At 65.5% G+C, this 21,329-nt stretch carries 20 protein-coding genes and 1 tRNA gene; 5 read left to right on the top strand and 16 right to left on the bottom strand.

Annotated features, from left to right (window positions below; genetic code table 11):
- The first annotated feature begins 40 nt into the window (after positions 1-40).
- Positions 41-1,303 (top strand): site-specific integrase, encoded by a 1,263-nt coding sequence (locus IEX24_RS00705; RefSeq protein ID WP_188672144.1) that lies wholly within the window; start codon positions 41-43, stop codon positions 1,301-1,303.
- A gap of 74 nt (positions 1,304-1,377) precedes the next feature.
- Here IEX24_RS00705 and IEX24_RS00700 read toward each other — a convergent pair.
- From IEX24_RS00700 to IEX24_RS00690, 3 genes are all read right to left on the bottom strand, one after another.
- Positions 1,378-1,459, bottom strand: a tRNA-Tyr gene (locus IEX24_RS00700).
- A gap of 140 nt (positions 1,460-1,599) precedes the next feature.
- Complete coding sequence (locus IEX24_RS00695; protein WP_188672142.1) at positions 1,600-2,550, bottom strand: lytic transglycosylase domain-containing protein; 951 nt, start codon at positions 2,548-2,550, stop codon at positions 1,600-1,602.
- A 96-nt stretch (positions 2,551-2,646) separates the two neighbouring features.
- Positions 2,647-3,774 (bottom strand): DUF2510 domain-containing protein, encoded by a 1,128-nt coding sequence (locus IEX24_RS00690; RefSeq protein WP_188672139.1) that lies wholly within the window; start codon positions 3,772-3,774, stop codon positions 2,647-2,649.
- A 184-nt stretch (positions 3,775-3,958) separates the two neighbouring features.
- Between IEX24_RS00690 and IEX24_RS00685 the strand changes: the two genes are divergently transcribed.
- Positions 3,959-4,447: a YajQ family cyclic di-GMP-binding protein gene (locus IEX24_RS00685; protein WP_188672136.1), complete on the top strand. Its 489-nt coding sequence runs from the start codon at positions 3,959-3,961 to the stop codon at positions 4,445-4,447.
- A gap of 136 nt (positions 4,448-4,583) precedes the next feature.
- Here the strand turns inward: IEX24_RS00685 and IEX24_RS00680 are convergent, their stop codons facing one another.
- From IEX24_RS00680 to IEX24_RS00650, 7 genes are all read right to left on the bottom strand, one after another.
- Complete coding sequence (locus tag IEX24_RS00680; RefSeq protein WP_203585964.1) at positions 4,584-5,729, bottom strand: FkbM family methyltransferase; 1,146 nt, start codon at positions 5,727-5,729, stop codon at positions 4,584-4,586.
- 96 nt (positions 5,730-5,825) lie between these two features.
- Positions 5,826-6,617: an ABC transporter permease gene (locus tag IEX24_RS00675; RefSeq protein WP_229715028.1), complete on the bottom strand. Its 792-nt coding sequence runs from the start codon at positions 6,615-6,617 to the stop codon at positions 5,826-5,828.
- A 4-nt stretch (positions 6,618-6,621) separates the two neighbouring features.
- Positions 6,622-7,557, bottom strand: a complete 936-nt coding sequence (locus tag IEX24_RS00670) for an ABC transporter ATP-binding protein (RefSeq protein ID WP_188672133.1) — start codon at positions 7,555-7,557, stop codon at positions 6,622-6,624.
- A gap of 3 nt (positions 7,558-7,560) precedes the next feature.
- Positions 7,561-7,917 carry a GntR family transcriptional regulator gene (locus IEX24_RS00665; protein WP_188672130.1) on the bottom strand — a complete coding sequence of 119 codons (357 nt, stop codon included), beginning with the start codon at positions 7,915-7,917 and terminating at the stop codon, positions 7,561-7,563.
- A 174-nt stretch (positions 7,918-8,091) separates the two neighbouring features.
- Positions 8,092-9,453, bottom strand: a complete 1,362-nt coding sequence (locus IEX24_RS00660) for an FAD-dependent oxidoreductase (RefSeq protein ID WP_188672127.1) — start codon at positions 9,451-9,453, stop codon at positions 8,092-8,094.
- 78 nt (positions 9,454-9,531) lie between these two features.
- Complete coding sequence (locus IEX24_RS00655; protein ID WP_188674139.1) at positions 9,532-10,587, bottom strand: polyprenyl synthetase family protein; 1,056 nt, start codon at positions 10,585-10,587, stop codon at positions 9,532-9,534.
- A gap of 55 nt (positions 10,588-10,642) precedes the next feature.
- Entirely contained in the window at positions 10,643-11,410 is a 768-nt protein-coding gene (locus IEX24_RS00650) for a class I SAM-dependent methyltransferase (protein WP_188672124.1), read from the bottom strand.
- A 184-nt stretch (positions 11,411-11,594) separates the two neighbouring features.
- Here IEX24_RS00650 and IEX24_RS00645 point away from each other — a divergent pair, with 184 nt between their 5' ends.
- Positions 11,595-12,863: a D-arabinono-1,4-lactone oxidase gene (locus tag IEX24_RS00645; protein ID WP_188672121.1), complete on the top strand. Its 1,269-nt coding sequence runs from the start codon at positions 11,595-11,597 to the stop codon at positions 12,861-12,863.
- A gap of 137 nt (positions 12,864-13,000) precedes the next feature.
- Positions 13,001-14,308 (top strand): isochorismate synthase, encoded by a 1,308-nt coding sequence (locus IEX24_RS00640; RefSeq protein WP_229715027.1) that lies wholly within the window; start codon positions 13,001-13,003, stop codon positions 14,306-14,308.
- Positions 14,309-14,373: 65 nt separating this feature from the next.
- On the opposite strand, the gene IEX24_RS00635 is transcribed toward IEX24_RS00640, so the two are convergent.
- The 3 genes from IEX24_RS00635 to IEX24_RS00625 are packed head-to-tail and all read right to left on the bottom strand — an operon-like array spanning position 14,374 to position 17,601.
- A complete protein-coding gene (locus IEX24_RS00635) occupies positions 14,374-15,228 on the bottom strand; it encodes a PPK2 family polyphosphate kinase (protein WP_188672118.1) in 855 nt (284 codons plus the stop codon).
- A 43-nt stretch (positions 15,229-15,271) separates the two neighbouring features.
- Positions 15,272-17,245: a 2-succinyl-5-enolpyruvyl-6-hydroxy-3-cyclohexene-1-carboxylic-acid synthase gene (gene menD, locus IEX24_RS00630; protein ID WP_188672115.1), complete on the bottom strand. Its 1,974-nt coding sequence runs from the start codon at positions 17,243-17,245 to the stop codon at positions 15,272-15,274.
- Complete coding sequence (locus IEX24_RS00625) at positions 17,242-17,601, bottom strand: PLD nuclease N-terminal domain-containing protein (RefSeq protein ID WP_188672111.1); 360 nt, start codon at positions 17,599-17,601, stop codon at positions 17,242-17,244. The genes menD and IEX24_RS00625 overlap by 4 nt, the downstream gene beginning before the upstream one ends.
- 101 nt (positions 17,602-17,702) lie before the next feature.
- Here IEX24_RS00625 and IEX24_RS00620 point away from each other — a divergent pair, with 101 nt between their 5' ends.
- Positions 17,703-18,101, top strand: a complete 399-nt coding sequence (locus IEX24_RS00620) for a DUF4229 domain-containing protein (RefSeq protein ID WP_188672110.1) — start codon at positions 17,703-17,705, stop codon at positions 18,099-18,101.
- Here IEX24_RS00620 and IEX24_RS00615 read toward each other — a convergent pair.
- The 3 genes from IEX24_RS00615 to IEX24_RS00605 form a co-directional block, all read right to left on the bottom strand.
- Complete coding sequence (locus IEX24_RS00615; protein ID WP_307821403.1) at positions 18,072-19,052, bottom strand: 1,4-dihydroxy-2-naphthoate polyprenyltransferase; 981 nt, start codon at positions 19,050-19,052, stop codon at positions 18,072-18,074. The two genes, IEX24_RS00620 and IEX24_RS00615, sit on opposite strands and share 30 nt — an antisense overlap.
- Before the next feature lie 123 nt (positions 19,053-19,175).
- Entirely contained in the window at positions 19,176-20,360 is a 1,185-nt protein-coding gene (locus IEX24_RS00610) for an AMP-binding protein (RefSeq protein WP_188672107.1), read from the bottom strand.
- 36 nt (positions 20,361-20,396) lie between these two features.
- Positions 20,397-21,314, bottom strand: coding sequence for a 1,4-dihydroxy-2-naphthoyl-CoA synthase (locus tag IEX24_RS00605; protein WP_188672104.1), 918 nt, complete (start codon positions 21,312-21,314; stop codon positions 20,397-20,399).
- Between the last annotated feature and the right edge of the window lie 15 nt (positions 21,315-21,329).

The following is a 21,329-nucleotide window of genomic DNA, read 5'->3' as shown; positions in this document are numbered from 1 at the left end:
TCCGAGGTGTCAGAAATCTGCCAACTCGAGAGGAGCGATCATGAGTGACATCTACCGGCGCTGCGGGTGCCGAACGGCCGACGGCAAGGCCTTCGGCCCGCTCCCTGATCGTGCCACCGACAAACAGAAGGCCGCGGCGTGCCCGACGCTTGTTCGCGATTCCAAGCACGGCTCATGGGGATTCGCGGTCTCAGCGGGCACCAGCGCTGGCAGCGGTAAGCGTGTGCAGGTGCGCAAGATGGGCTTCGCGACGAAACGTGAGGCGCAGCAGGAACGCGCGAAAGTCATCGACCAGATCGCCACGGGCAGGTACAAGGGCGACCAGAAAATTACGATGGCCGCATACCTGCCCGACTGGCTCGACAGGCGTGTCAGAGATGGCATGCGACCATCAACGGAGCTGATGTATCGACGCTACGTCCTGCAGGATATTCTGCCCGCTCTGGGTGCTGTGAAGCTCGCAGAGCTGCGCAAGTTCCACGTCGATAAGTTCGTTCAACAGCTACGTGCTGACGGTCGTGGAGCCACCACAATGCGGCGGATACACGCTGTCCTGTCGTCGGCGTTATCGTCCGCTGAGCGGCTTGATCTCGTCGACTTCAACGCCGCATCGAAGATCGAACTACCCTCAACAAGCAAGTCGAAAACGAGAATCTGGGAGCCGGATCAGGTGCGCGCGTTCCTCGACGCAATCGCCGACTCGCGCCTAGCACCCGTCTTCGAGTTGGCGATCTTCACCGGGCTACGTCGAGGGGAGCTGGCTGGCCTCCGTTGGGCCGATGTCGACTTCACCAAACGGGAACTCGTGGTGAGGCAGCAACGTGTCCAAGTTGGACACACGGTGCTCGACGGTGCGATCAAGACCGACTCGGGGCAGGATCGCAAAGTGTCGCTCGGAAGCGAAGCGATCGGCGCTCTGGTCGCATGGCAGATCAGGCAAGAGGGCGAGCGGGCCGAGTGGGCAGCCGCCTACCAAGGCGCGGGTCACGTGTTCAGCTACGAGGACGGTCGACCGCTGCGGCCGGCGCACATCTCGAGAACGTTCGATACCCTCGTGGAACGGTCAGGGCTGCCGCACATGCGCCTGCACGATCTACGCCACGAGCACGCTTCTTTGCTTCTCTCAGGCGGCGTCGACATCGCAGTAGTCAGTAAACGGCTGGGGCACTCGACGATTGCCGTGACGAGTGATCTCTATAGTCATTTGCTGGCGGACGCGAACCGTGCAGCGGCGGATGCCATGGAGTCTGTGCTACCCCCGAAAACCTCAGTTGCACACAAACTGCACACATTTGCCGAATAGAGGACCTCTAGAACAAATGAAAAGAGCCCTGGTCTTTGCGGAAAACCGCATCTGACCAGGGCTTTTATCTTGAGTGGCAAGTGAGGGATTCGAACCCCCGAAGGCTCAGCCGTCTGATTTACAGTCAGATCCCTTTGGCCGCTAGGGTAACTTGCCAGGCGCACCCGACCACGTTCAACAACATAACCGAAGGCGCTTGACAACAATACTTGCCCAAGCCGCTGCTGCGAAATCGAGAACGGGGTGGTCGGGGTACTTTTTCGCGACCAGACGCGACCAATCAGACGCCGGCGCGATCAGGTTGCAGTAGCCGCGGCGAAACGGTTGGCCGCCTGCGAAACCTTGAGCGCGTAAGAGCCGGCGTCGTTGTATGCCGCGACGGCCTTCTTCCACCCAGCATCGGTCGAGAGGTCTCCGCCGGCATGGCAGAGGTAGTTCGCGGTGGCGAGAGTCGCGTCGTCGATGTTCTGCGGGTCTACTTTTCCGTCGGCGTTGGCGTCGGTACCCCAGTTTCGCCACGCCTGCGGAATCATCTGCATCGGCCCCACGGCACGGTCGCCCGTAGCGTCGGCGTCGATCGCTCCGGCATCACTGTCAGGCACGGTGTTGAACCCGTTGCCGTCGAGCGCTGGGCCATAGATGGGTGGGGTGACGGCCCCGTCAACGCCCACCGTGCTGCCGCCGTGGGTGCCGTTGCCCGACTCGACTGAGCCGATTGCAGCAAGAGTGTTCCAGCCCAGATGGCAGCCCGGGTTCTCTGTTTGCTTCGCGATGGCGACGCCAGCGTAGGCCTGAATGGCGCGCACCGAAATGTTGGTCTCGGTCGAGATGCGAGTCGCCCACGCCACGTCGGCCAGCCCCGGAAGCCCGGGCAGCGCTCCGGCGGTGTCGCCCGCCTGGCTCACCGCGGCAGACTGCGGCGGAACGACGATGCTCTGCGGGGCATCCGGAACCTCGTTCTTGGCACCCACGCTCAAGGCGCCATTCACCGCCTGACCGATGGCATCGCCGAGCGGCGCCGCAACGATCACGCCGGTCACGAGCATGGCAGCGATGACACCCGTGACCGACAGCGCGATAACAACCCCGCGGCGACGGATGCCCGTAAGGGCCCTTTTCGAGCGTGAACTCTTCGCGGCCTGCCTGGTGCCGCTCTGTGCCGCCCGGGTCGCGCCAGACCGTTGACCCTGTGGCGCGCCGCGTGGTGCGGCTTTCGCTGAGAGGCGACGATTGGCTGAGGCGTTCACCTGCGCCACCCTACAGACGAGAACTCCGAAGACGCCCGAGGGTGTCTGAGAGGTCGACTAGGTGAAACGTGCGGGCGCGTTGTGAACGGAAAGGCGTTATTTGTTCCAGTGGTAGCGACCCTTGGAGTCGGGGCCGCTGCCGCCACAGGTGTAGCTGCGGCCGTTGGAGTTCGTGACGGTGACGCCGACATCGGAGTCGGAGCAGTAGCCGCCGGGGTCGACGTCGGCAGAGGCGGGGGCGGGTGCCGGGGCCGCGGGTGCAGGCACGGCGGGAGCGGCCGGGGCGGCGGGAGCGGGTGCCGCCGGGGCTGGCACCGCGGGCGCCGGTGCCGGGGCCGCGGGGGCCGCTGGGGCCGAGGTCGCCGGGGCTGGTGCCGGCGGGTTCAGCACGAGGGCGACCGCCGAGCCGGGCGCGATGAGGGTTCCCGGTGCGGGCTTCTGGGCGGCAACCGTCCAGCCCGTCCAGTCGGCGTGGGCCGAACCGTCGGCCGCCGCCACGGTCACGACGAAACCTGCCGTGGTGAGAGATTTTAGGGCATCCGCCGCCGCCTGCCCCAGGTAGCCGACCTCGGGAACAGGTTTGGCCGTGGGAGTTGGCGTGGGGCTGGGCTTCGGAGTCGCTGAGGGCGTGGGGGTGTGCGAAGACACCTGGGCCGCGGCGACGTCGGGCGCGGGGGCGGCGTTACCGGAATGCGGAGAGGCAATGGCTCCGACGATGAGCAAAATCGCTCCGAGACCAACGGTGAGACCGCCGGCACCCCGGCTGCGGGCGAGGTTCAGCCAGCTCGGGCGTCTGGTGACGACGGTGTAGATTCCCGCCGCGCCGACGAATAGACCGGCCGTGAGCAAAAAGGCACCGAACCCGCTCGACACGAGGGCGATCAACGCCACGATCACGGCGATTGCGCCCACCACGTACGTCGCGACGGTGGGGCGCCAGGCCGCTCGACTCGCCCCGACAGGCGACGCGGCGAGCACGGGCGCAGCCACGGCGGGCGCAGCCGCAGCCACGGTGGCGGGCACGGGCACGGCCAGCGCGGGCGCAGGCACGGCGGCCGGCGCAGGCGCAGGGTTAGCGGCGCGCGCAGGCGCAGGCCGGGCGGCCGGCGCGGGCGCCGCGGCGGGCGCGAACTGCTGCGTCCAGCTCGTGCCGTTCCACCAGCGCAACTGCGCCGGGTTCTCGGGGTCGGGGTACCACGCTGCGGGAATGGCGGGAGTCGTCATCGAATCACAATCGGTCGGCTGGTGCGGGCGTCGCGGAGGATGCGCCGAACGCGCGTGGCGCAACCGCGCCGGTGATTCCCCCGAACGAACTCTATGGTCGATGGGGGCTCGCCGAGCATCCCCTCTTCTAGGGGCGATCTCGGGGCAAGCGGGGCATTCACACCGCCCTGAGTAGAATCGGGCTATGGCAGATTCAAGTTTTGACATCGTGAGCAAGGTCGACAAGATGGAGGCCGATAACGCCCTGCACCAGGCGCAGAAAGAGGTCGAGCAGCGCTACGACTTCAAGAACGTGGGCGCGTCGATCGACTACAGCGGCGAGAAAGTGCTGATCAAGGCGAACTCCGAAGAGCGCGCCAAGGCCATTCTCGAGGTGTTCGAGGCGAAGCTCATCAAGCGCAGTATCAGTCTGCGCAGCCTCGATGCCGGCGAACCGTTCGCCAGCGGCAAGGAGTACCGCATCGAAGCGAGCTTCAAGAACGGCATCGAGCAAGATGCGGCAAAGAAGATCTCGAAGATCATTCGTGACGAAGCGCCGAAGACGGTCAAATCGCAGATTCAGGGCGACGAGCTTCGGGTGTCTTCCAAGTCTCGGGATGACCTGCAAGCCACCATGGCCCTGCTGAAGTCAACTGATCTCGACGTGGCCGTGCAGTTCGTCAATTTCCGCTGAGCGCTGGCCCGCCGCCACCCGCTTCCGCACCCCTTTGGAACAACTGCACCCACTCGACGGGGTGCACATGTTCCAAAGCGGTGCGCATTGCGTCGAAAAGCGCGGACGCGCCGAGGAGCGCGGCTCGACTCGCGAGCTAGCGCACGATGCGGCCGTACACCTTGCGCGGAATGCTCGCCAAGCGCCACGTCTTCGTGTGCGTGATGGCGTCGATCTCGCGCTGAAGCGCTGCCTGCTGCTCGGCCGCCTCTGAGCGAAGCGCGTCTCGCTGAGCCTCAGCCTCGGCGAGCTGGTGCCGAAGCGCATCGGCGTCGTGCCTCAGCACGTCAGCCGATTGCTCCGCAACAGCCCCGGCCGCCTGCGCTGCTGCAAGATCGAACTCGAGTTCGCCGAACAGAGAGTCGCGTGCTCGCACGTGAGACACGGGCACGACGAAATCGCTGTCTCTCGGGTCGAACGAGACGACGATCAGGCCATCGCCGCTCGCCGACTCCCCCACCGAGTGTTCAGCGATGATGTGCGCACCCGATTCGATCAAGAGCGCCAAGGCATTCTGATGCGTCAGCGCATCACCCGAGATGCGATAGTGGTGAGTCGAGACGATGAGAAAGCGAACCCGCCCCGCTGCGAAGTCTCCGCGGGCGCGCGCCAGCGCGATCGTTTCGGCGCCCTGGACATCGCACAGCACCACATCCACGTGGTCGAGTGCAGCATCCGCCATCAGCGACGCCAGATCTGCCGTGACGATGTCGCGCTCGAGATTGTCGCTCTCAGTGCGGATTCGAATCGTCGCGCCCGGGTCATCGCCGATGGCCGCCTGGATGAACGTGATGCGGTCAGCCACTCCGTTCAGTTCAGCGTTGCGGCGACCGAGGTCGAGATTCACCGGGTCGGGTTCGATCGCCAATACGCGACCGTCGGCGAACTCCGTGCAGAACCAGATGCTGTAGTAGCTCCAGAAGCTGCCGAACTCGATCATGGCCTGAGCGCCGCCGGTGTCGTGCAATCGCTGCATGATGCGAGCGAATGCGAGCTCCTCCTGCGGTTCATGATGCCCGTTCAGCACTCGGATGATCTCGGTCATCCATGGGCCGGCATACCCGTCTGCCTCCACGAGCACTCCGTTGTGCATGATCTGAACGGGCGTGCCTTCGTGGTCATAGACCTCGCCCGCGCGGTCTACCTTGGGAAGGTCGTCGGCGTCGTGGCAGTCGATCGTCGTCTGCATGCGGTGCACGAGGTCGGGGCTGAACGGCTCGAACTGAGGAACCTGACTGTGCACGAATGAACCTCGACTCTGTGGCGATGCGACTGGGTGAATACGGGCCGTGGCGACGTATCTGCGGCGATGCAGAATCGGTAGTCTATCGGCTCTCGGTCAATTGACCGGGGTAGCGCGGCGCAGGATACGGAAGCCGAAGAACGCCGAGATGACGGTGATCACGAGCGACCACAGCACCACTCCGTACACGCCCGCGTTGAGAAACCAGGTGCCGACGGCAGGCCAGCCGTTCGCGAAGGTGATGAGTGCCGCCGCCGCGACGCCGATCAGAACGATCGAACCCCAGAGCACGATCATCCCGGTGGCGCGCCACCGCAGGTATACCGTTGAGATCGCCGCCCCCACGAAGAAGAAGAATAAAAAGGCGAAGAACTCCGATGACAGGCGCTGGCCGAGGCTGCCAGTGCCGAACCACACCGTCGAGAACATGTGCCCGCCAAGGCCCCAGCCGGTCGTGGCTTCTTCGATATAGCTCATGATCGTCAAGATCACCGAGTAGATGGCTGCGAGCACTCCGAAGAGGAGGGCGGTTCCGAGGTAGAAGTCGCGCCGGGTGATGCTGAAGCCGAGCGCGAACGGAAAGGTTCGCAAGACCACTTGGATGGCGATGACGAGCATGTAGATGAAGATGTAGAAGGTCGACCCGCTGTACTGAGTACCCTCGACGTATTGGTTGCCCCCGGCCGCCGTTCGCGCGGCTTCGGGCGTCGACGTGTAGATCAGCAGCCAGATCACGTAGTTCACCGCGAAGATGAACGTCAGAATGAGTAACGGGGTGCCGAGGGTGGTCCACTTATTGGTGAGGTGCAGTCGCAGCACGTTGATTGCACGAGGGGCGCTGGAGGCGACACGTGCGGTGGCCGGCTGATCTGCGGCGAGGGTTGTCATCGGTCTACTTCTCTCTCTGCGTCGAGGTCGTCGAGGTACCGAGCTGCGCCGAGGTACCGGAGTGCGCCGAGGCGGCCTGAGCCGTTTCGCTCAGCGAGACCACAAGTTGTTGCAGCGAAACAGGGGTGATGTCGAGACCGGCCGCCGCTGCCGCAGCCCGGTCTTCATCGCTCAGTCGGGAGAGCGTGGCCTGGGCGAGTGCGCCGAGGCCTTGCCGACTGAGTACGGTACGCCCCAGGGTGAAGGCGTCGACTGCGCGAGCCGTGCCCGCCACGGTGGTTGCCGACCCGCGCAACTCTTCGGCATCCGAATCGACCAAGATGCGACCCTCGTCGATGACGATGACGTGCTGCAAGAGGTTCTGCACTTCATCGATGAGGTGCGTCGACAAGATGACGGTGCGTGGATGCTCGGCGAAATCTTCGAGCAACCGGTCGTAGAACAGCTGACGCGCTACCGCATCGAGCCCGAGGTACGGCTCGTCGAAGAACGTGAGGGGGGCGCGTGACGCCAGCCCCACGATGACGCCGAGCGACGAGAGCTGCCCGCGCGAGAGCTTCTTGATACGGCGGTTCAGCGGCAGTCGAAACTCGGCGACGAGCTGCTCCGCGAATGCGGAATCCCAGTTCTCGAAGAACAGCGGAGCGTTCGTGAAGACGTGCTTGGCGCGAAAGTCTTCGGGGTACTTCTGGCTCTCTTTGATGAAGCAGATGTTCTGCAGCACCCGTGCATTCTCAACCGGCGGGGCACCGAACACGCTGATCGAGCCCGAACTCGCGAAGTCTTGCCCGGTGAGCAGCTGCATGAGGGTGGTCTTACCGGCGCCATTGCGACCGAGCAGGCCGTGGATGATGTCTTGTTCGAGCGAGAGAGTCACGTCGTTCACGGCGAGAACGCTGCCGTAGCGTTTGGTGAGGTTCGCGATTTCGACGACACTCATGATTCACACCTCGTCTTTCTGAAGAAGCTTTGCGATCTGGTCTCTGGTGATGCCGAGCTTCGCTGCCTCGGCGATGAGCGGGCGCAGGTACTGTTTTTCGAACATGTCGCGCCGGGCGGCAAGCAGGCGCTCACGCGCGCCGGGTGAAACGAACATGCCGATGCCCCTCTTCTTGTAGAGAGTGCCGTTCTCGACGAGCACGTTCACGCCCCTGCCGGCGGTGGCCGGGTTGATGCGGTGAAAGGCGGCGAACTCGTTCGTCGATGGAACCTGGCCCTCTTCGGGCAGGCTGCCGTCGATGATGTCGTTCTCGATCTGCTCGGCGATCTGAACGAAGATGGGTCGGCCGTCTTCGATCATCGTGGCTCACTCTCGGTTGCTTGGTTAGTTACTACAGTAGTTAACCAACCACGTTGGGATGCCCGTGTCAAGAGTGAACGCGAAAAAGGGCGGCGATTTCGCTAGAGCTCGGCGTAGAGGCCGGTGCTGGTGCGAAATCGCCGCCCATTTTGCGCGACGTTGGGTGTGCGGCGGCTACGCCTCGGGGGTCTGGTTCGAGACGGCGACCATCTCGTCGCGGGCGACCACCTTAATGCGGGTGCGCCCGGCCGCGGCGCCGAGGCCGAGCTCGTACTGGTCGAGGTGGTGCCAGCCGTCGACGGTGGTGAAAACCACCCCACGCGAGTCGAGCAGGGTCACGATCGACTCTTCCGCGGGGTCGGCCGGCGTCCACCACGAGGCCTGGTCACGCACGAGGTGCGAGAGGGTCTCCATGGCGTCAGACTTGGTGTGCCCGATGAGCCCCACGGGGCCGCGCTTGATCCACCCCGTGGCGTACACGCCAGGAACCACTTCGTCATGATCATCCAGAACCCGCCCTTCACGGTTCGGAATCACCCCACGCCGCTCGTCGAACGGCACGTCGGGCAGCGGCGAACCGAAGTACCCCACCGCGCGGTAGAGCGCCTGAATCGGCAGCTCGCGAATCTCGCCGGTGCCTTCGACTCCCCCGGCGCCATCGGGCCGGGTTCGTTCGTACCGGATGCCCGTGACCGCACCATCGGCACCGAGTACCTCAAGGGGCTTGGCGTAGAAGTGCAGATGAAGCCGCCTCGACGCGGTGCCGGCCGGGCGCGTACGCCATTGGTTCATGACCCGGTTGATCACCATGACCTGCTTGTTCGACGCTATCGCCGCCTCTGACGCGGGGTCGAGGTCGAAGTCTTCATCGGCCACCACGATGTCGACGTCGGGCACCTCGCCGAGCTCGCGCAGCTCGAGCGGCGTGAACTTCACCTGCGCGGGGCCGCGGCGCCCGAAGACGTGCACGTCGGTCACGGGCGATTCTTGCAGCCCCTCGTAGACGTTCGCCGGAATCTCGGTGGGCAGCAGATCGTCGGGGTGCTTCGCCAGAATGCGAGCCACGTCGAGCGCCACGTTGCCGTTACCAAGCACCGCAACCGACGAGGCCGTCAGCGGCCAGGTGCGCGGCACATCGGGGTGCCCGTCGAACCAGCTCACGAAATCGGCGGCGCCGTACGATCCATCGAGGTCGATGCCCGCAATGTCGAGCGTCGCATCGCGAATGGCGCCGGTGGCGAAGATGACCGCGTTGTAGTGCTTTTTCAGGTCAGAAAGAGTCAGATCGACGCCGTACCGCACGTTGCCGAAGAACCTGATGTCGCCGCGGTCGAGCACCTCACGCAGCGCGCCGATGATGCCCTTGATGCGCGGATGATCGGGGGCGACCCCATACCGAACCAGCCCGTAAGGCGCAGGCAGGTGGTCGAAGAGGTCGATCGACACGTCGAAGTGCCGCTCGGCTTTGATGAGCAGGTCGGCGGCGTAAATACCGGCCGGCCCTGCGCCGACGATGGCCAGGCGGAGCTTGGTCATGAGGGTGATTCCTTACGTTGTCTGTTCGCGGGCGATCTCCGTCGCAGCGCGAGTGGTCAAGTGCGAGCCGCGCGCGGCTCAGGCCGAGCGCTCGACCATGGTCTCGGCGAACCGCATGAGAGCCTTTTTGACGGTGCCCTCGGGCAGCGGGTCGAGCGCCGACACGGCGTCTGCCGCCCACCGGTGCGCCTCGGCAGTGGTCTCGAGAGTCACCGGATGCGCGCGAAGCTCTGCGATCAGAGCGTCGACCTCTGCCGCGGGGGTGGCCGCGATGGTGTCGGGGTCGAGCCGACGAAGCAGTTCAGCGGCCTGGGGGTCGGTGGGGGCATCCCGTCGCAGGTACAACAGCGGCAGAGTCACGACGCCGGCACGAATGTCGGTTCCGGCGGTTTTGCCCGTCTTGTCGCTGGGCGGCGCGAGGTCGATGACGTCGTCGATGAGCTGAAACGCGATGCCCACCTTTTCGCCGAAGTCGAAGACGGCTTGCTGGTAGGCCTCGGGCGCGTTCGATACCAGCACGCCGAGCTGAGCGGATGCTGCGATGAGCGACCCCGTTTTGTCGGCGAGCACGCGCAGGTAGTGTTCGATCTCGTCTTCGCCGGGCCGCGGGCCGACGGTTTCGTGCAACTGCCCGAGGCAGAGCCGCTCGAAGGTATCGGCCTGCAGGCGGATGGCCCGTTCGCCGAGAATGGAGAGCAGTTTGCTGGCCCTGGCGAAGAGCAGGTCGCCGGTGAGAATGGCGATGGAGTTGCTCCATACGGTGTGCGCTGTGGGTACGCCGCGGCGCTGCTCTGCTTCGTCCATCACGTCATCGTGGTAGAGCGAGGCCAAGTGAATCAGTTCGATAGAGGTCGCGGCCGTCACCACGTCATCTGTAACGCCGTCGCCGAGCTGGGCGGTGAGAAAGGCGAGGATGGGGCGAATTCGCTTTCCGCCCGCGTCGAGCAGGTAGCGCGCAGACACCTCGGCCATGCCGTCGTGAAAAGCGGTTTCTGAGACGAGGCGCTCTTCGAGGCGCACGATGCCGTTGTCGATGGCCTTCGAGGCTTTACGGTCATCCGCTGACGCGAAAAGACGCTCGGTGAGCGAAAACGGCGATGACGGGGTCTGGCTGCGGCGTGCGCCCTTCGACAGGCTGGCGCCCCCGGAAAGGTTCAGGGACCGATTGGTCGGGTTCACGGAGTCAAGCCTACTGAGTCACGTCGGCGTCGAAAGACTCGGGCGGGGGGCTTGCGGTTGCCGAAACCGTCGCCGGATGCGGCTTTGTGCCCCGGTGGAGGGCCACGATGCCGGCAGTCAGGTTGCGGTAGCCGACGTTTGCGAACCCGGTTTCGCGCAGCCACTTCGAGAGGGTGCTCTGGTTCGGCCAGTCTTTGATCGAGTCGGCGAGGTAGAGGTAAGCGGCGGGGTTCGAGCTGGCGAGCTTGGCGAGCGCCGGCATCACGCGTTGCAAGTAGGCCGAGTAGCCGATGCGAATGGGCGCGATGGGCGGGGTGCTGAACTCGCAGATCACGATGCGGCCGCCCGGCTTGGTGACACGAAAGAGTTCGGCGAGCGCGACTTTCGGCTCGACGATGTTGCGGAGGCCGAACGAAATGGTCACGGCGTCGAATTCGTCGTTCTCGAACGGCAGGTTCATGCCGTCGGCCACCACGAATTCGACGTTCTGGTTGCCGGCCTGCTGGCGTTTGCCCACCTCGATCATTCCGGGCGAGAAGTCGGCGGCCACCACGTGGGCGCCGGTCTTCGCGAGGGAGGCGCTCGAGGTGCCTGTGCCGGCGGCGAGGTCGAGAATGCGTTCGCCGGGCTTCGGGCCCACTGCGTTCGTGGTGGCCACCCGCCAGAGCAGCGCGTTACCGACCGAGAGCACGTTGTTGGTGCGGTCGTAGTGGGTCGACACGTCGTCGAACATCGCAGAAACCTGCGCGGGTTGCTTGCTGAGGTCGGCCTTAGACACGCCTTCAGTTTACGGGGCGCATCTGCGGCTCTCGGCAAAGGCTCAGCATGAGCGCAGGTGCGCGGCTGCTGCGCGGCCACGAGGGGTGCGGAGCAGCGCAACCGGCGAGGTGGCCGGGCGAGGCTTGAGCGCAGGTGCGCGAGGATGGAGGCGTGAAGGTACGAGTGCGAGAAAGCAGGCCGGTATGACGTCGAGTGCCGGAGTGAACTGGGCGGGCAATTATGAGTTCGGGGCCGCGCGAGTGCATTCGCCGCGCGACGTGGGCGAGGTTCAAGCCCTTGTGGCCGGCTCGCCTCACGTGCGCGCCCTCGGCACTCGTCATTCGTTCAATGATCTGGCCGATGCATCCGCTGACCTGATCAGCCTGGTCGACCTGCCGCCCGACATCTCGATCGATGAGGATGCCCGTACCGTCACCCTCGCGGCCGGCACCCGCTATGGCACCCTCGCCGCGGCGCTGCAGCAGCAGGGCTGGGCGCTGCACAACATGGGCTCGCTGCCGCACATCTCGGTGGCGGGCGCTATCTCGACAGCGACCCACGGCTCAGGCAACCGCAACGGCAACCTCGCCACCGCCGTCAGCGGCCTCGAGTTCGTGACCGGGCGCGGTGAACTCGCCACGGTTACTCGGGCAACGCCGGCGTTCTCAGGCATGGTGGTTTCGCTCGGTGCGCTGGGCGTCATCACGCGCCTGACTCTCGACATTCAGCCGAGTTTTCAGATGCAGCAAGACGTCTACGTCGATGTGCCGTGGCATGCCCTGCTCGAGTCATTCGACGAGATCACCGGCGCGGCATACAGCGTGAGCCTGTTCACCGATTGGCAGGGCGACTCGCTCGCTCAACTCTGGCTGAAGACCAGGCTGGGCGGCGCAGAACCTCGAGTGCTGCCGGCGACCCTGTTCGGCGCCCGGGCTGCCGCATCGAAGGTCATGTCGCCGGCCGATGCGAGTCGCGACAACACCACGGTGCAGGGCGGCGTGCCCGGGCCGTGGTCTGAGCGACTGCCGCATTTCAGGTTCGAAGAGACGCCGAGCAACGGTGACGAATTGCAGAGCGAGTTCTTCGTCGATCGCGCGCATGCCGCAGCAGCGCTCAGCGTCGTGCGATCGATGAGCGACCAGATCGCGCCGCTGCTGCACGTTACCGAGCTGCGCACCGTCGCGGCCGACGAATTGTGGCTGAGCATGGCATACGACAGAGATTCGCTCGCCATCCATTTCACCTGGAAGAATTCGCCCGCCGCCGTGCACTCTCTGCTTCCCGAGCTCGAGGCCGCGCTCGCACCGTTCGGAGCCCGGCCGCACTGGGGCAAGGTGTTCACTCAGACGGCCGAGAGCATTGCGCCGTTATACGAGCGGATGCCCGACTTCGCCGCCCTCGCCGACGTGTACGACCCCGACCGGCAGTTTCGCAACACGTATCTCGAACGGGTGCTGGGGCTGTCGCAGTAGAAGCGGTTCATTCGGGTCGACCGCCAAGCGACCGCATCCTGCGCCGCAGCTGAACGCCGGCCGCGAGCCTGCTGCGCGGTCGGCCGTCGCGCGACGCTCTGCACAGTAAGGCGCCCGGCGGCGCGTAGCCTTGATTCGTGACCGAAACTGCACGCGCGACCCCCCGGCTGTACGTAGAAACTCAGGCGGTCGGTGACATTCGGCTGCTGATTCCGCTGCTGAACGCTCAGTCCCCGCTGCTCTGGATTCGCAAAGGCCAGGGCATGGCCGGCCTCGGCACGGCCCTGCGCCTCGAGTTCTCAGGCGCCGATCGCTTCACCGCCGCGTGCGAGGCCTGGCGCGAGGTTGCAGCGGCCGCAACCGTTCACGATCCACTCGATTCGCCCGGCACAGGCCTCATTGCGTTCGGAACCTTCGCGTTCTCCGCGAAATCCGCTCACAGCAGTGTGTTGATCGTTCCCGAGGTCGTCATCGGCAAACGCGACGGCGTCTTCTGGGTGACGCGGGTGCGGGTGCTGGCCGAAGGCGAGAGCGCACCCGCGTCGCCCACTGCCGCCGGGCCGACGGCTCGGGGCGAGGTGCGCTCGGGCGGGCATCCGGTGCCCCCCGCGACCTCATTCGGGCCCGAATACCGCATCTCGCTGCTTCCGGGCGAGGCGAAACCCGACTCGTACCGCGAAGCCGTCGAGGCCGCCGTGGGGCACATCAACGCGGGCGAACTCGAGAAGGTCGTGCTCGCGCGTGACCTCGTGGGGCATCTGCCGAAAGACTCCGACCTGCGGCGCGTGCTGCTCGACCTCGCGCTCGGTTACCCCGACTGCTTCACGTTCGCGGTCGACGGGCTTGTCGGTTCGAGCCCCGAAACGCTCGTGCGGGTCTACCACGGCACCGTGAGCGCGCGCGTGCTGGCCGGAACCATTTCGCGCGGCCGCGACGCCGAAGCCGACCACGACCAGGCCGTCGCCCTCGCCACCAGCCCGAAAGATCAAGACGAGCACCGGTTCGCGGTGGCAAGCGTGATGAACGCGCTCGCGCCGCACTCACGCACGCTCATTGCGAGCGAGTTGCCCTTCACCTTGAAGCTGCCGAACCTCTGGCACCTTGCAAGTGACATCGAGGGCACCCTCAGCGACGGATCCACCTCGCTCGATCTCATCGCGTCGCTGCACCCCACAGCGGCTGTGGCCGGCACGCCGACTCAGGATGCCCTGCGGCTCATCGACGAACTCGAACCCTTCGACCGTGGTCGCTACGCGGGCCCGGTGGGCTGGGTCGGCGCCGACGGTGACGGCGAGTGGGCGGTCGCCCTCCGCTGCGCCCAAGTCGATGCCGAAGGCACCATCACGGCGTATGCCGGCGCGGGCATCGTCTCGGAGTCGAACCCCGAGCGCGAGTACCTCGAGACGCGCATGAAATTCCGCCCCATCGTCGAGGCCTTCGGCTGACGCCCGGCGTTCACAGAAACTCCCCTCAACTGCGGGTTTTTGAGGAGTTTCGTGATCGCAGGGGCTTAGGTGAGGTCGAGGCGGGCGCGTTGCTCTTCGACGTCGAAGGTGGCCGCAGGCCAGTCTTGGTTGAGGTTTCGCAGGGCATCCATCATCAGACGCTGCACGGCGAGCCGGGCGTACCATTTGCGGTTGGCCGGAATGACGTACCAGGGCGCCGTGGTGGTCGAGGTCTTGTCGAAGACGGCCTGATAGGCGTCTTGATACTGATTCCACAGCTCGCGTGAGTCGATGTCGTCGGGGTTGAACTTCCAGTACTTGTCGGGCCGGTCAAGGCGTTCGGCCAGCCGGCCCTTCTGCTCATCGGCGCTGATATTCAGCATCACTTTCACCACCGTTGTGCCGTGCGCCATGAGCTCTGACTCGAATTCGTTGATCTGACGGTAGCGCTCCTCGATCACGTCTGCGGGGGCGAGGTTCAGCACCTTGCCCGCCAGAACGTCTTCGTAGTGCGAACGGTCGAACACCCCGATCTGGCCCGGAGTGGGAACATGTTTTCGGATGCGCCAGAGAAAGTCGTGCTTGAGTTCTTCGGGCGTGGGCTTCTTGAAGCTGGCGTGCATGACGCCCTGCGGGTCGACAGAACCCACCACGTGCTTCACGATGCCGCCCTTGCCGGCCGAATCCATGCCCTGAAGCACCAGCAGAATCGAGCGGGAGTCGTCGTACAGGCTGTTGGCGAAAAGCTTCTCCTGCAGATTGCCCACCTCGGTAGCGTTCGCGGCCAGAGCGGCCTCGCCGGCGGTCTTCGTGCCCGCGAATCCCGGAGTGGCACTGGCGTCGCTGCCGTGCAGTTCGTAACCGGCACCAGCCCGCAGCAGTGGAGCCGGGTCTTCGTTCCAGTTCTTCGCAGCCTTCATGACTCACCCTTCGTCAGATCAGTTCAGGCTACTGGCCAGCGGCTCACCGAGCGAGAGGCACTTCGAGAATGCTCGGACCGGTGACGGGAGCCGTCAGAGCACTGTCGAGCTCGCTCCGGGTCGCCGCCTTCGAGTACGCCCAGCCGTAGGCAGCCGCGAGGGCTGCCAGGTCGACGTTCTGCGGGGTCATCATGACGCGGTCGAAGGCATCGCGATGGGCTGTGGCGGCGACTTCGAGGGTGTCGAAGATTGTGCCGCCCCCGTCGTTACCCACGATGAGCTGAATCCTCGGGCGACGCTCGCCCACGCCGAACAGCAGACTGCCGACGTCGTGCAGCAGGGTGAGGTCGCCGAGCAGCACCCGGGTGACGCCGGTCTGTGCCGCGAGATCTCTGTCGGCCGCGCGCGCCGGCCGGCCGGCAGCTACGCCAGCAGGGCGGGCGGCATCGGCAGCTTCGCCAGCCGGGCGGGCCGTGAGGCTTTCCACGCTGTGCAGCGAACCGCCGGGGTTTTCTGCGACGAGCAGCGAGGCGGCGGGGCGCTGACTTGCCAGGGCGATTCCCGCGGCGGTGGCGATGGTACCGTCGATGCCGGCGAGCCCCCGATTGGAATGCACCGAAATCTTCTTGCCCGGTGCTGAACGGTCGAGATCACGAATGAGGCGTGATGCACCGATGATGAGGCGATCGTGCGGCCAGGTCACCCGCCAGGCGGCGAGCACGAGCATCCGCCGGGTGACCGGAGCACGTAACGCTGCCAGCTCGGCGACGCGGTAGTCGCGGCGTTCGGCGATGTCTACTGAACGCGCCGCTTCGATGTTCGGCGGAGCGATGTCGTCGTGCTGCGCCTCAACGATGGCGCGGCTGGTGAGCACCCAGTCGCGAAGCCAGGTGCGGTTTCGTTCTCGTTCTCTGTCTCGTTCTCGTTCGAGCTCGCCCACGCGTTCGGGGCCGTGTTCGGCTTCGGCGACGAGCGATGGCTCGACGCCGTCGTCGGGCGACAGGGGCGCTACCGTCACCTCGTCTGCGAAGGTCGCCACCCGGTGACCGGGGTTGAACACGGCGAGGTCGTCGGCGCGCTGGCCCACCACGGTCACCTCGACGTCGGCGCGAAGCAGTAGTTGCGGCACTTCGCGCGAGAGAGATGGATGCCCGAACACGACTGCTCGCGTGACCCGACCCCCGAATTCGGGGTCGGCCAGCAACTCGCGGTAGGCGATCACGAGATTGCGGCCGTAGCGCGCGCCGCTCGACGGCTCAGCGATGAGCGGCCAGCCACCCTGATGGGCGAGCTCTTCGGCCGCAGCGCCCGCACCGTCGCCCGCGATCACCACGGTGCGTGCTTCGCGCGTGAGCTGGAGCGATACGAGGTCACGCTCGACTGCGCGGGCGTTCGTGGGTTCGTGGGTTGGAGCTTCGAGAGCAGTCAGATCGGCAACAACGCCCGAGAGCGGTTCGCGAAACTGCAGATTCACGTGCACCGGGCCAGGAGCAGAGGCGGCAGTGACTGACGAGCCGCCACCGACCGCGGCCGCCCAGGATCGTTCGGCAATGTCGCGGGCGACTTCGGCTTCACCTTCGGCGCCGGTTGGAGCATCCACGTCGAATGAGGCGCGAACGAAGCGGCCGAAGATGTCGGGCTGCCAGGTGGTCTGGTTGCTTCCCGTGCCGCGTAGCTCGGCCGGCCGGTCTGATGTCACGAGCAGCATCGGAACGTTCGAGTGGCTCGCCTCGAGTACCGCGGGCAGGAGATTCGCTACCGCGGTGCCGGAGGTGGTCACGACAATGGCGGGTCTTCTCGTTTCGGCAGCCACACCGAGGGCGGTGAACCCCGCGGTGCGTTCGTCGAGGCGAACCTGGAGGTCGAGCATCCGTGCCCGGTCGAATTCGGCCAGAACGAGGGCGAGGGCCTGCGAGCGAGAGCCAGGAGTCAGAACCGCGTCAGTCACGCCGAGGGCGACGAATTCGCGCAGGATGGCGAGCGCGAAGTCTGCCGCAGGGCTCGAAGCCGCGGTCACCGGTCAGATCTGCCGTTGTCGGTTCTCGTGTCGGGGTCGTCTTTCTCGGCGAACTGCTGCTCGAGCTCGCGAAGCTGCGCGTCAGAAACCGGATCGGCCCTGAGCGCCCCCAGAAACTCGGGGTCGTCGTCAGGCCCTACGGTGCGGTACTGCACCTGACGCTTCGAGGCTTTGCGCCCGCGACCGATCAAGAACCACAGCACCCCGCCGACGACGGGAAAGAGAAGAACGATGAACACCCACGCGATCTTCGGCAGACCACGAACGCGCACTCGGGCAAACAATATGCAGTCGACGAGCGCGTACACGTAGAAAGCCACCGCAAGTGCGACGAGACCAACCAGGAGACGAGCCATAGTCAAACCTTACGCCTTGAAAATGGGGAGTTCGCTGCGCATGAAGATGTGCTCGGCGCTCTCGCAGGGAGCGGTCAGAACCGCGCTTGTAAGCTGTATCTGTGAAAACAGGACGTACATGGGTGGTCTACACGCTGATTCGCCTCGGCATCTTCGCCGTGGTGCTGGCGATCCTGCTGATCACCCAGATGACGCCGTGGATCGCCGCCGCCGTGGCTGCCGTGATTTCGCTCTGCGCCTCGTACATTTTTCTGAAGAAGCCGCGCGAAGAACTCGCCAACGGGCTCTACGAGGCACGCCACGGCAACGGCAAAGTCGCACCACGCGCACCTGAGAAGGCCGGGTCTGACGAAGACCTCGAAGACACAGTGGTCGACGAAGCGGGCACGGGTAAGGGCACGAGCACCGCCACAGGCACGGCCGCCAGCACAGGCGCAGACACGGCGGCCGGCACTGCCGCCGCTACCGCGTCAGAACGTCAGCGCAGCAGCGAGGCCTAGGCCGAACAGCAGCCCCGTCAGACTGGTGAGTTGCAACGCCAGAATGAACTCTTTCGCGGTCTTGCCGGTGAGCACGATGAGCATCGCCGGCAGCGACAGCAACAGCGTGAAGAACACCAGCGGGGCCAGCGGAAACACCAGCGAGAAGAACCCGAGTATCAGGTACGCGATCACCAAGAAGACCACGAAGATGATGCGGGCGGCGCGGTGATCGACCAGCACCGCGAGGGTGCGTTTGCGGGCGATCTTGTCTTGATCGATGTCGCGGATGTTGTTGACCATCAGCACCGCGCACGCGATGAACCCCGCGGCAGCGCCCGCGAGCACGCTCCAGTCGTTGTAGGTTCCTGAGAGGATGTACGTCGTTCCGACGGTCGCCACTAGGCCGAAGAAGATGAACACGAAAACTTCGCCCAGGCCGTAGTAGCCGTAGGGTCGCTTGCCTCCGGTGTAGAAGTAGGCGGCCGCAATGGCCACAGCGCCAGGAATCAGCAGCCACCAGTACTGCGTGAGCACAACGATGGTGATTCCGGCTGCAGCGGCGAGCCCGAAGAACACCAGCGCAACCACGAGAACCCGCCTCGGATTCGCAACGCCCGACCCGGTCAGTCGCGGCGGCCCCACACGGAATTCGTCGGTTCCGCGCACCCCGTCTGAGTAGTCGTTGGAGTAGTTCACGCCGATCTGCAAGAACAGGGCCACTGCCAAGCACAGCAGCGCAAGACCCCAGTCGATGGTGCCCAGCCGCGCGAGACCGCCGATCACACCGTCACCCGTGATGAGCGTCGCCGCCCCTACGCCGAGCGCCACGGGGGCAATGGCCAGAGGCAGGGTGCGGATGCGCGCGCCCGCGATCCACATCGCCGGGGTCGGTTTCGTCAGCTTGTTCGGGGCCGAGTGCTGCCTTTTGCCCGCCGGATGCCCGGATTTCTTACGCTTCGTTTGAGCCACCAGAAGATACTACCGAGCACACTTCGGCGCGGGCCGCGCGGCCGCTAAGCGCATGGCCTGCTTCGCGTCGATGCCGCGCGGCGGGGGTGGCTTCGTTCGCACTGCCTGTCAGTCGCGCGCCTGCTACGGCTTCGCGAGCGTGCGCGCCACCGCGAGACGGTCGGGCTTGCCCGAGGCGAGCGTCGGCAGCGGTTCCAGCCGAACGATTCGCGAGGGTGCCGCCGGCCGACCGACAGCTTCAGTCACCGCCGACTGCAGCACGGCGAGGTCGCCATCACCGAACGGCTCACTGGTCACCACCACTGAGGTCTGCCCCCACTGCTCGCTCGGCACCGGAACCACGATTGCCGTGTGAAAACCCTCATGCGCCTGAACAATGCGTTCGACTCGGTCGAGCGCCACCTTGATTCCACCCGAGATGATCACGTTGTCGAGCCGGCCCGAGACCGCCACCTGCACGCCTGCCGGCCCACTCGTGACCTCACCGCTGTCAGCGGTGCGATACCACCGCCGGCCCGCATCGCTGTAGAACTTTCGAGCCGTCAGCTCGTCGTCACCGAGGTACCCCTCGGCGAGCATCGGGCCCGCGAGTTCGAGTTCCCCTCCGGTGGTTCGCGCCGACGCCTGCCCAATGGGGTGGCCGTCGTAGACGCATCCGCCGCTCGTCTCGCTCGACCCGTACGTTCGCTTCACGTTCAGGCCGAGATCAGTCGCGCGGGTGAACAACGCTGCGGGTACTGCTTGGCCACCGATGAGCAGAGCATCCAGTGCCCGCAGCGACTCGCGGATGCCCGTGTCGCTCTCACCCGCATCAACCAGCCGCGCGAGCTGAGCCGGCACGATCGACGAGAACTTCAGCCCTGCCTGCAACTCATCGACGCAAGCGGCGAAGGCCCGCGCGCTGAAGTGGCCGGGCGGCAGCACCACCGGCTTCGTGGCGGCGACGATCGAACGGATCAGCACCTGGGTTCCGGCGATGTAGTGCGTCGGCAGTGCGAGCACCCACTGCCCAGGGCCGCCGAGCTCAGACTCGGTGGCTCCCGCGCTGGCCAGCAGAGCGTCGGCGCTCAACGCCACGCGCTTCGGAACGCCCGAACTGCCCGAGGTCTCGATCACGAGCGCGACGTTCTTCGGCACCTCGTCGGGTAGTTCGGCGGGCCCCGGGGCGCCCGAAGCGTGCCGCGAGTGGGGCGCGACCGCAGGTTCTCGCGGCAGAATGGCGGGCCCTGTTCCGCTCAGCGCGGCGCGCACAGCGATCGAAACCTCAGCAGCGTCGCCGGCCGGCAGAACCTCAAGTCGCCTCGTCATTTTTCTACCCTAATTCGGCGGCAACCCACCCGAGCGTCAGTAGTGGTACGGAAACGGCGCCCAGTCGGGTGCGCGCTTTTCGAGAAACGAATCACGCCCCTCGACGGCCTCGTCGGTGCCATATGCCAGCCGCGTCGCCTCGCCGGCGAACACTTGCTGCCCCACGAGCCCATCATCGACCGCATTGAAAGCGAACTTGAGCATGCGGATGGCCGTGGGTGACTTCGTGAGAATGGTGCGCGCCCAGTCGAGCGCCTCCACCTCGAGCGACGCGTGCGGCACCACCGCGTTCACGGCGCCCATCTCATAGGCCCGTTGGGCGCTGTACTCCCGCGCCAAGAAGAACACCTCGCGAGCGTTCTTCTGCCCGATCTGCCGGGCGAAGTACGCGCTGCCGTACCCGGCATCGAACGAACCCACGTCGGCATCCGTCTGCTTGAATTTGGCGTGCTCTGCGCTGGCGATCGTGAGGTCGCACACCACATGCAGCGAATGGCCGCCGCCCGCAGCCCAGCCCGGAACCACCGCTATCACCACCTTCGGCATGAATCGAATCAGCCGTTGCACTTCGAGAATGTGCAGCCGGCCCGTGGATGCCGCGTTCGCACCAGCCCCGTCACCCTCGGCGTATTGGTACCCATCACGCCCCCGAATGCGCTGATCGCCGCCGCTGCAGAACGCCCAGCCGCCGTCTTTGGGGCTCGGACCATTGCCGGTCAGCAACACCACCCCGATTCGAGGATTCTGCCGCGCGTCATCAAGTGCCCGGTACAACTCATCCACGGTGTGCGGGCGAAAAGCGTTTCGCACCTCTGGCCTGTTGAACGCTATGCGAGCTACCTGGCCGGCGCGGTCGTGATGGTAGGTGATGTCGGTCATCGCCTCTGAGCCCGGCGCGAGCATCCATTCTGCGGGGTCGAAGATCTCAGAGACGAATGCTGCTTCAGTGGCCATGTCTTCAGCCTAACG

Source organism: Subtercola lobariae, from assembly GCF_014640255.1.
Lineage (GTDB): Bacteria > Actinomycetota > Actinomycetes > Actinomycetales > Microbacteriaceae > Subtercola > Subtercola lobariae.
Note: the sequence above shows the minus strand (reverse complement) of the source record. Positions and strands in the feature narration are given on the sequence as shown.

What these genes read in the sequence shown, in the direction of transcription:
- IEX24_RS00660 (WP_188672127.1), bottom strand. Translation starts at nt 9,453, where the DNA reads ATGACCAAGCTCCGCCTGGCCATCGTCGGCGCAGGGCCGGCCGGTATT.
- IEX24_RS00690 (WP_188672139.1), bottom strand. Translation starts at nt 3,774, where the DNA reads ATGACGACTCCCGCCATTCCCGCAGCGTGGTACCCCGACCCCGAGAAC.
- IEX24_RS00645 (WP_188672121.1), top strand. Translation starts at nt 11,595, where the DNA reads ATGACGTCGAGTGCCGGAGTGAACTGGGCGGGCAATTATGAGTTCGGG.
- IEX24_RS00665 (WP_188672130.1), bottom strand. Translation starts at nt 7,917, where the DNA reads ATGATCGAAGACGGCCGACCCATCTTCGTTCAGATCGCCGAGCAGATC.
- IEX24_RS00670 (WP_188672133.1), bottom strand. Translation starts at nt 7,557, where the DNA reads ATGAGTGTCGTCGAAATCGCGAACCTCACCAAACGCTACGGCAGCGTT.
- IEX24_RS00625 (WP_188672111.1), bottom strand. Translation starts at nt 17,601, where the DNA reads ATGGCTCGTCTCCTGGTTGGTCTCGTCGCACTTGCGGTGGCTTTCTAC.
- IEX24_RS00610 (WP_188672107.1), bottom strand. Translation starts at nt 20,360, where the DNA reads ATGACGAGGCGACTTGAGGTTCTGCCGGCCGGCGACGCTGCTGAGGTT.
- IEX24_RS00635 (WP_188672118.1), bottom strand. Translation starts at nt 15,228, where the DNA reads ATGAAGGCTGCGAAGAACTGGAACGAAGACCCGGCTCCACTGCTGCGG.
- IEX24_RS00685 (WP_188672136.1), top strand. Translation starts at nt 3,959, where the DNA reads ATGGCAGATTCAAGTTTTGACATCGTGAGCAAGGTCGACAAGATGGAG.
- IEX24_RS00675 (WP_229715028.1), bottom strand. Translation starts at nt 6,617, where the DNA reads ATGACAACCCTCGCCGCAGATCAGCCGGCCACCGCACGTGTCGCCTCC.
- IEX24_RS00705 (WP_188672144.1), top strand. Translation starts at nt 41, where the DNA reads ATGAGTGACATCTACCGGCGCTGCGGGTGCCGAACGGCCGACGGCAAG.
- IEX24_RS00605 (WP_188672104.1), bottom strand. Translation starts at nt 21,314, where the DNA reads ATGGCCACTGAAGCAGCATTCGTCTCTGAGATCTTCGACCCCGCAGAA.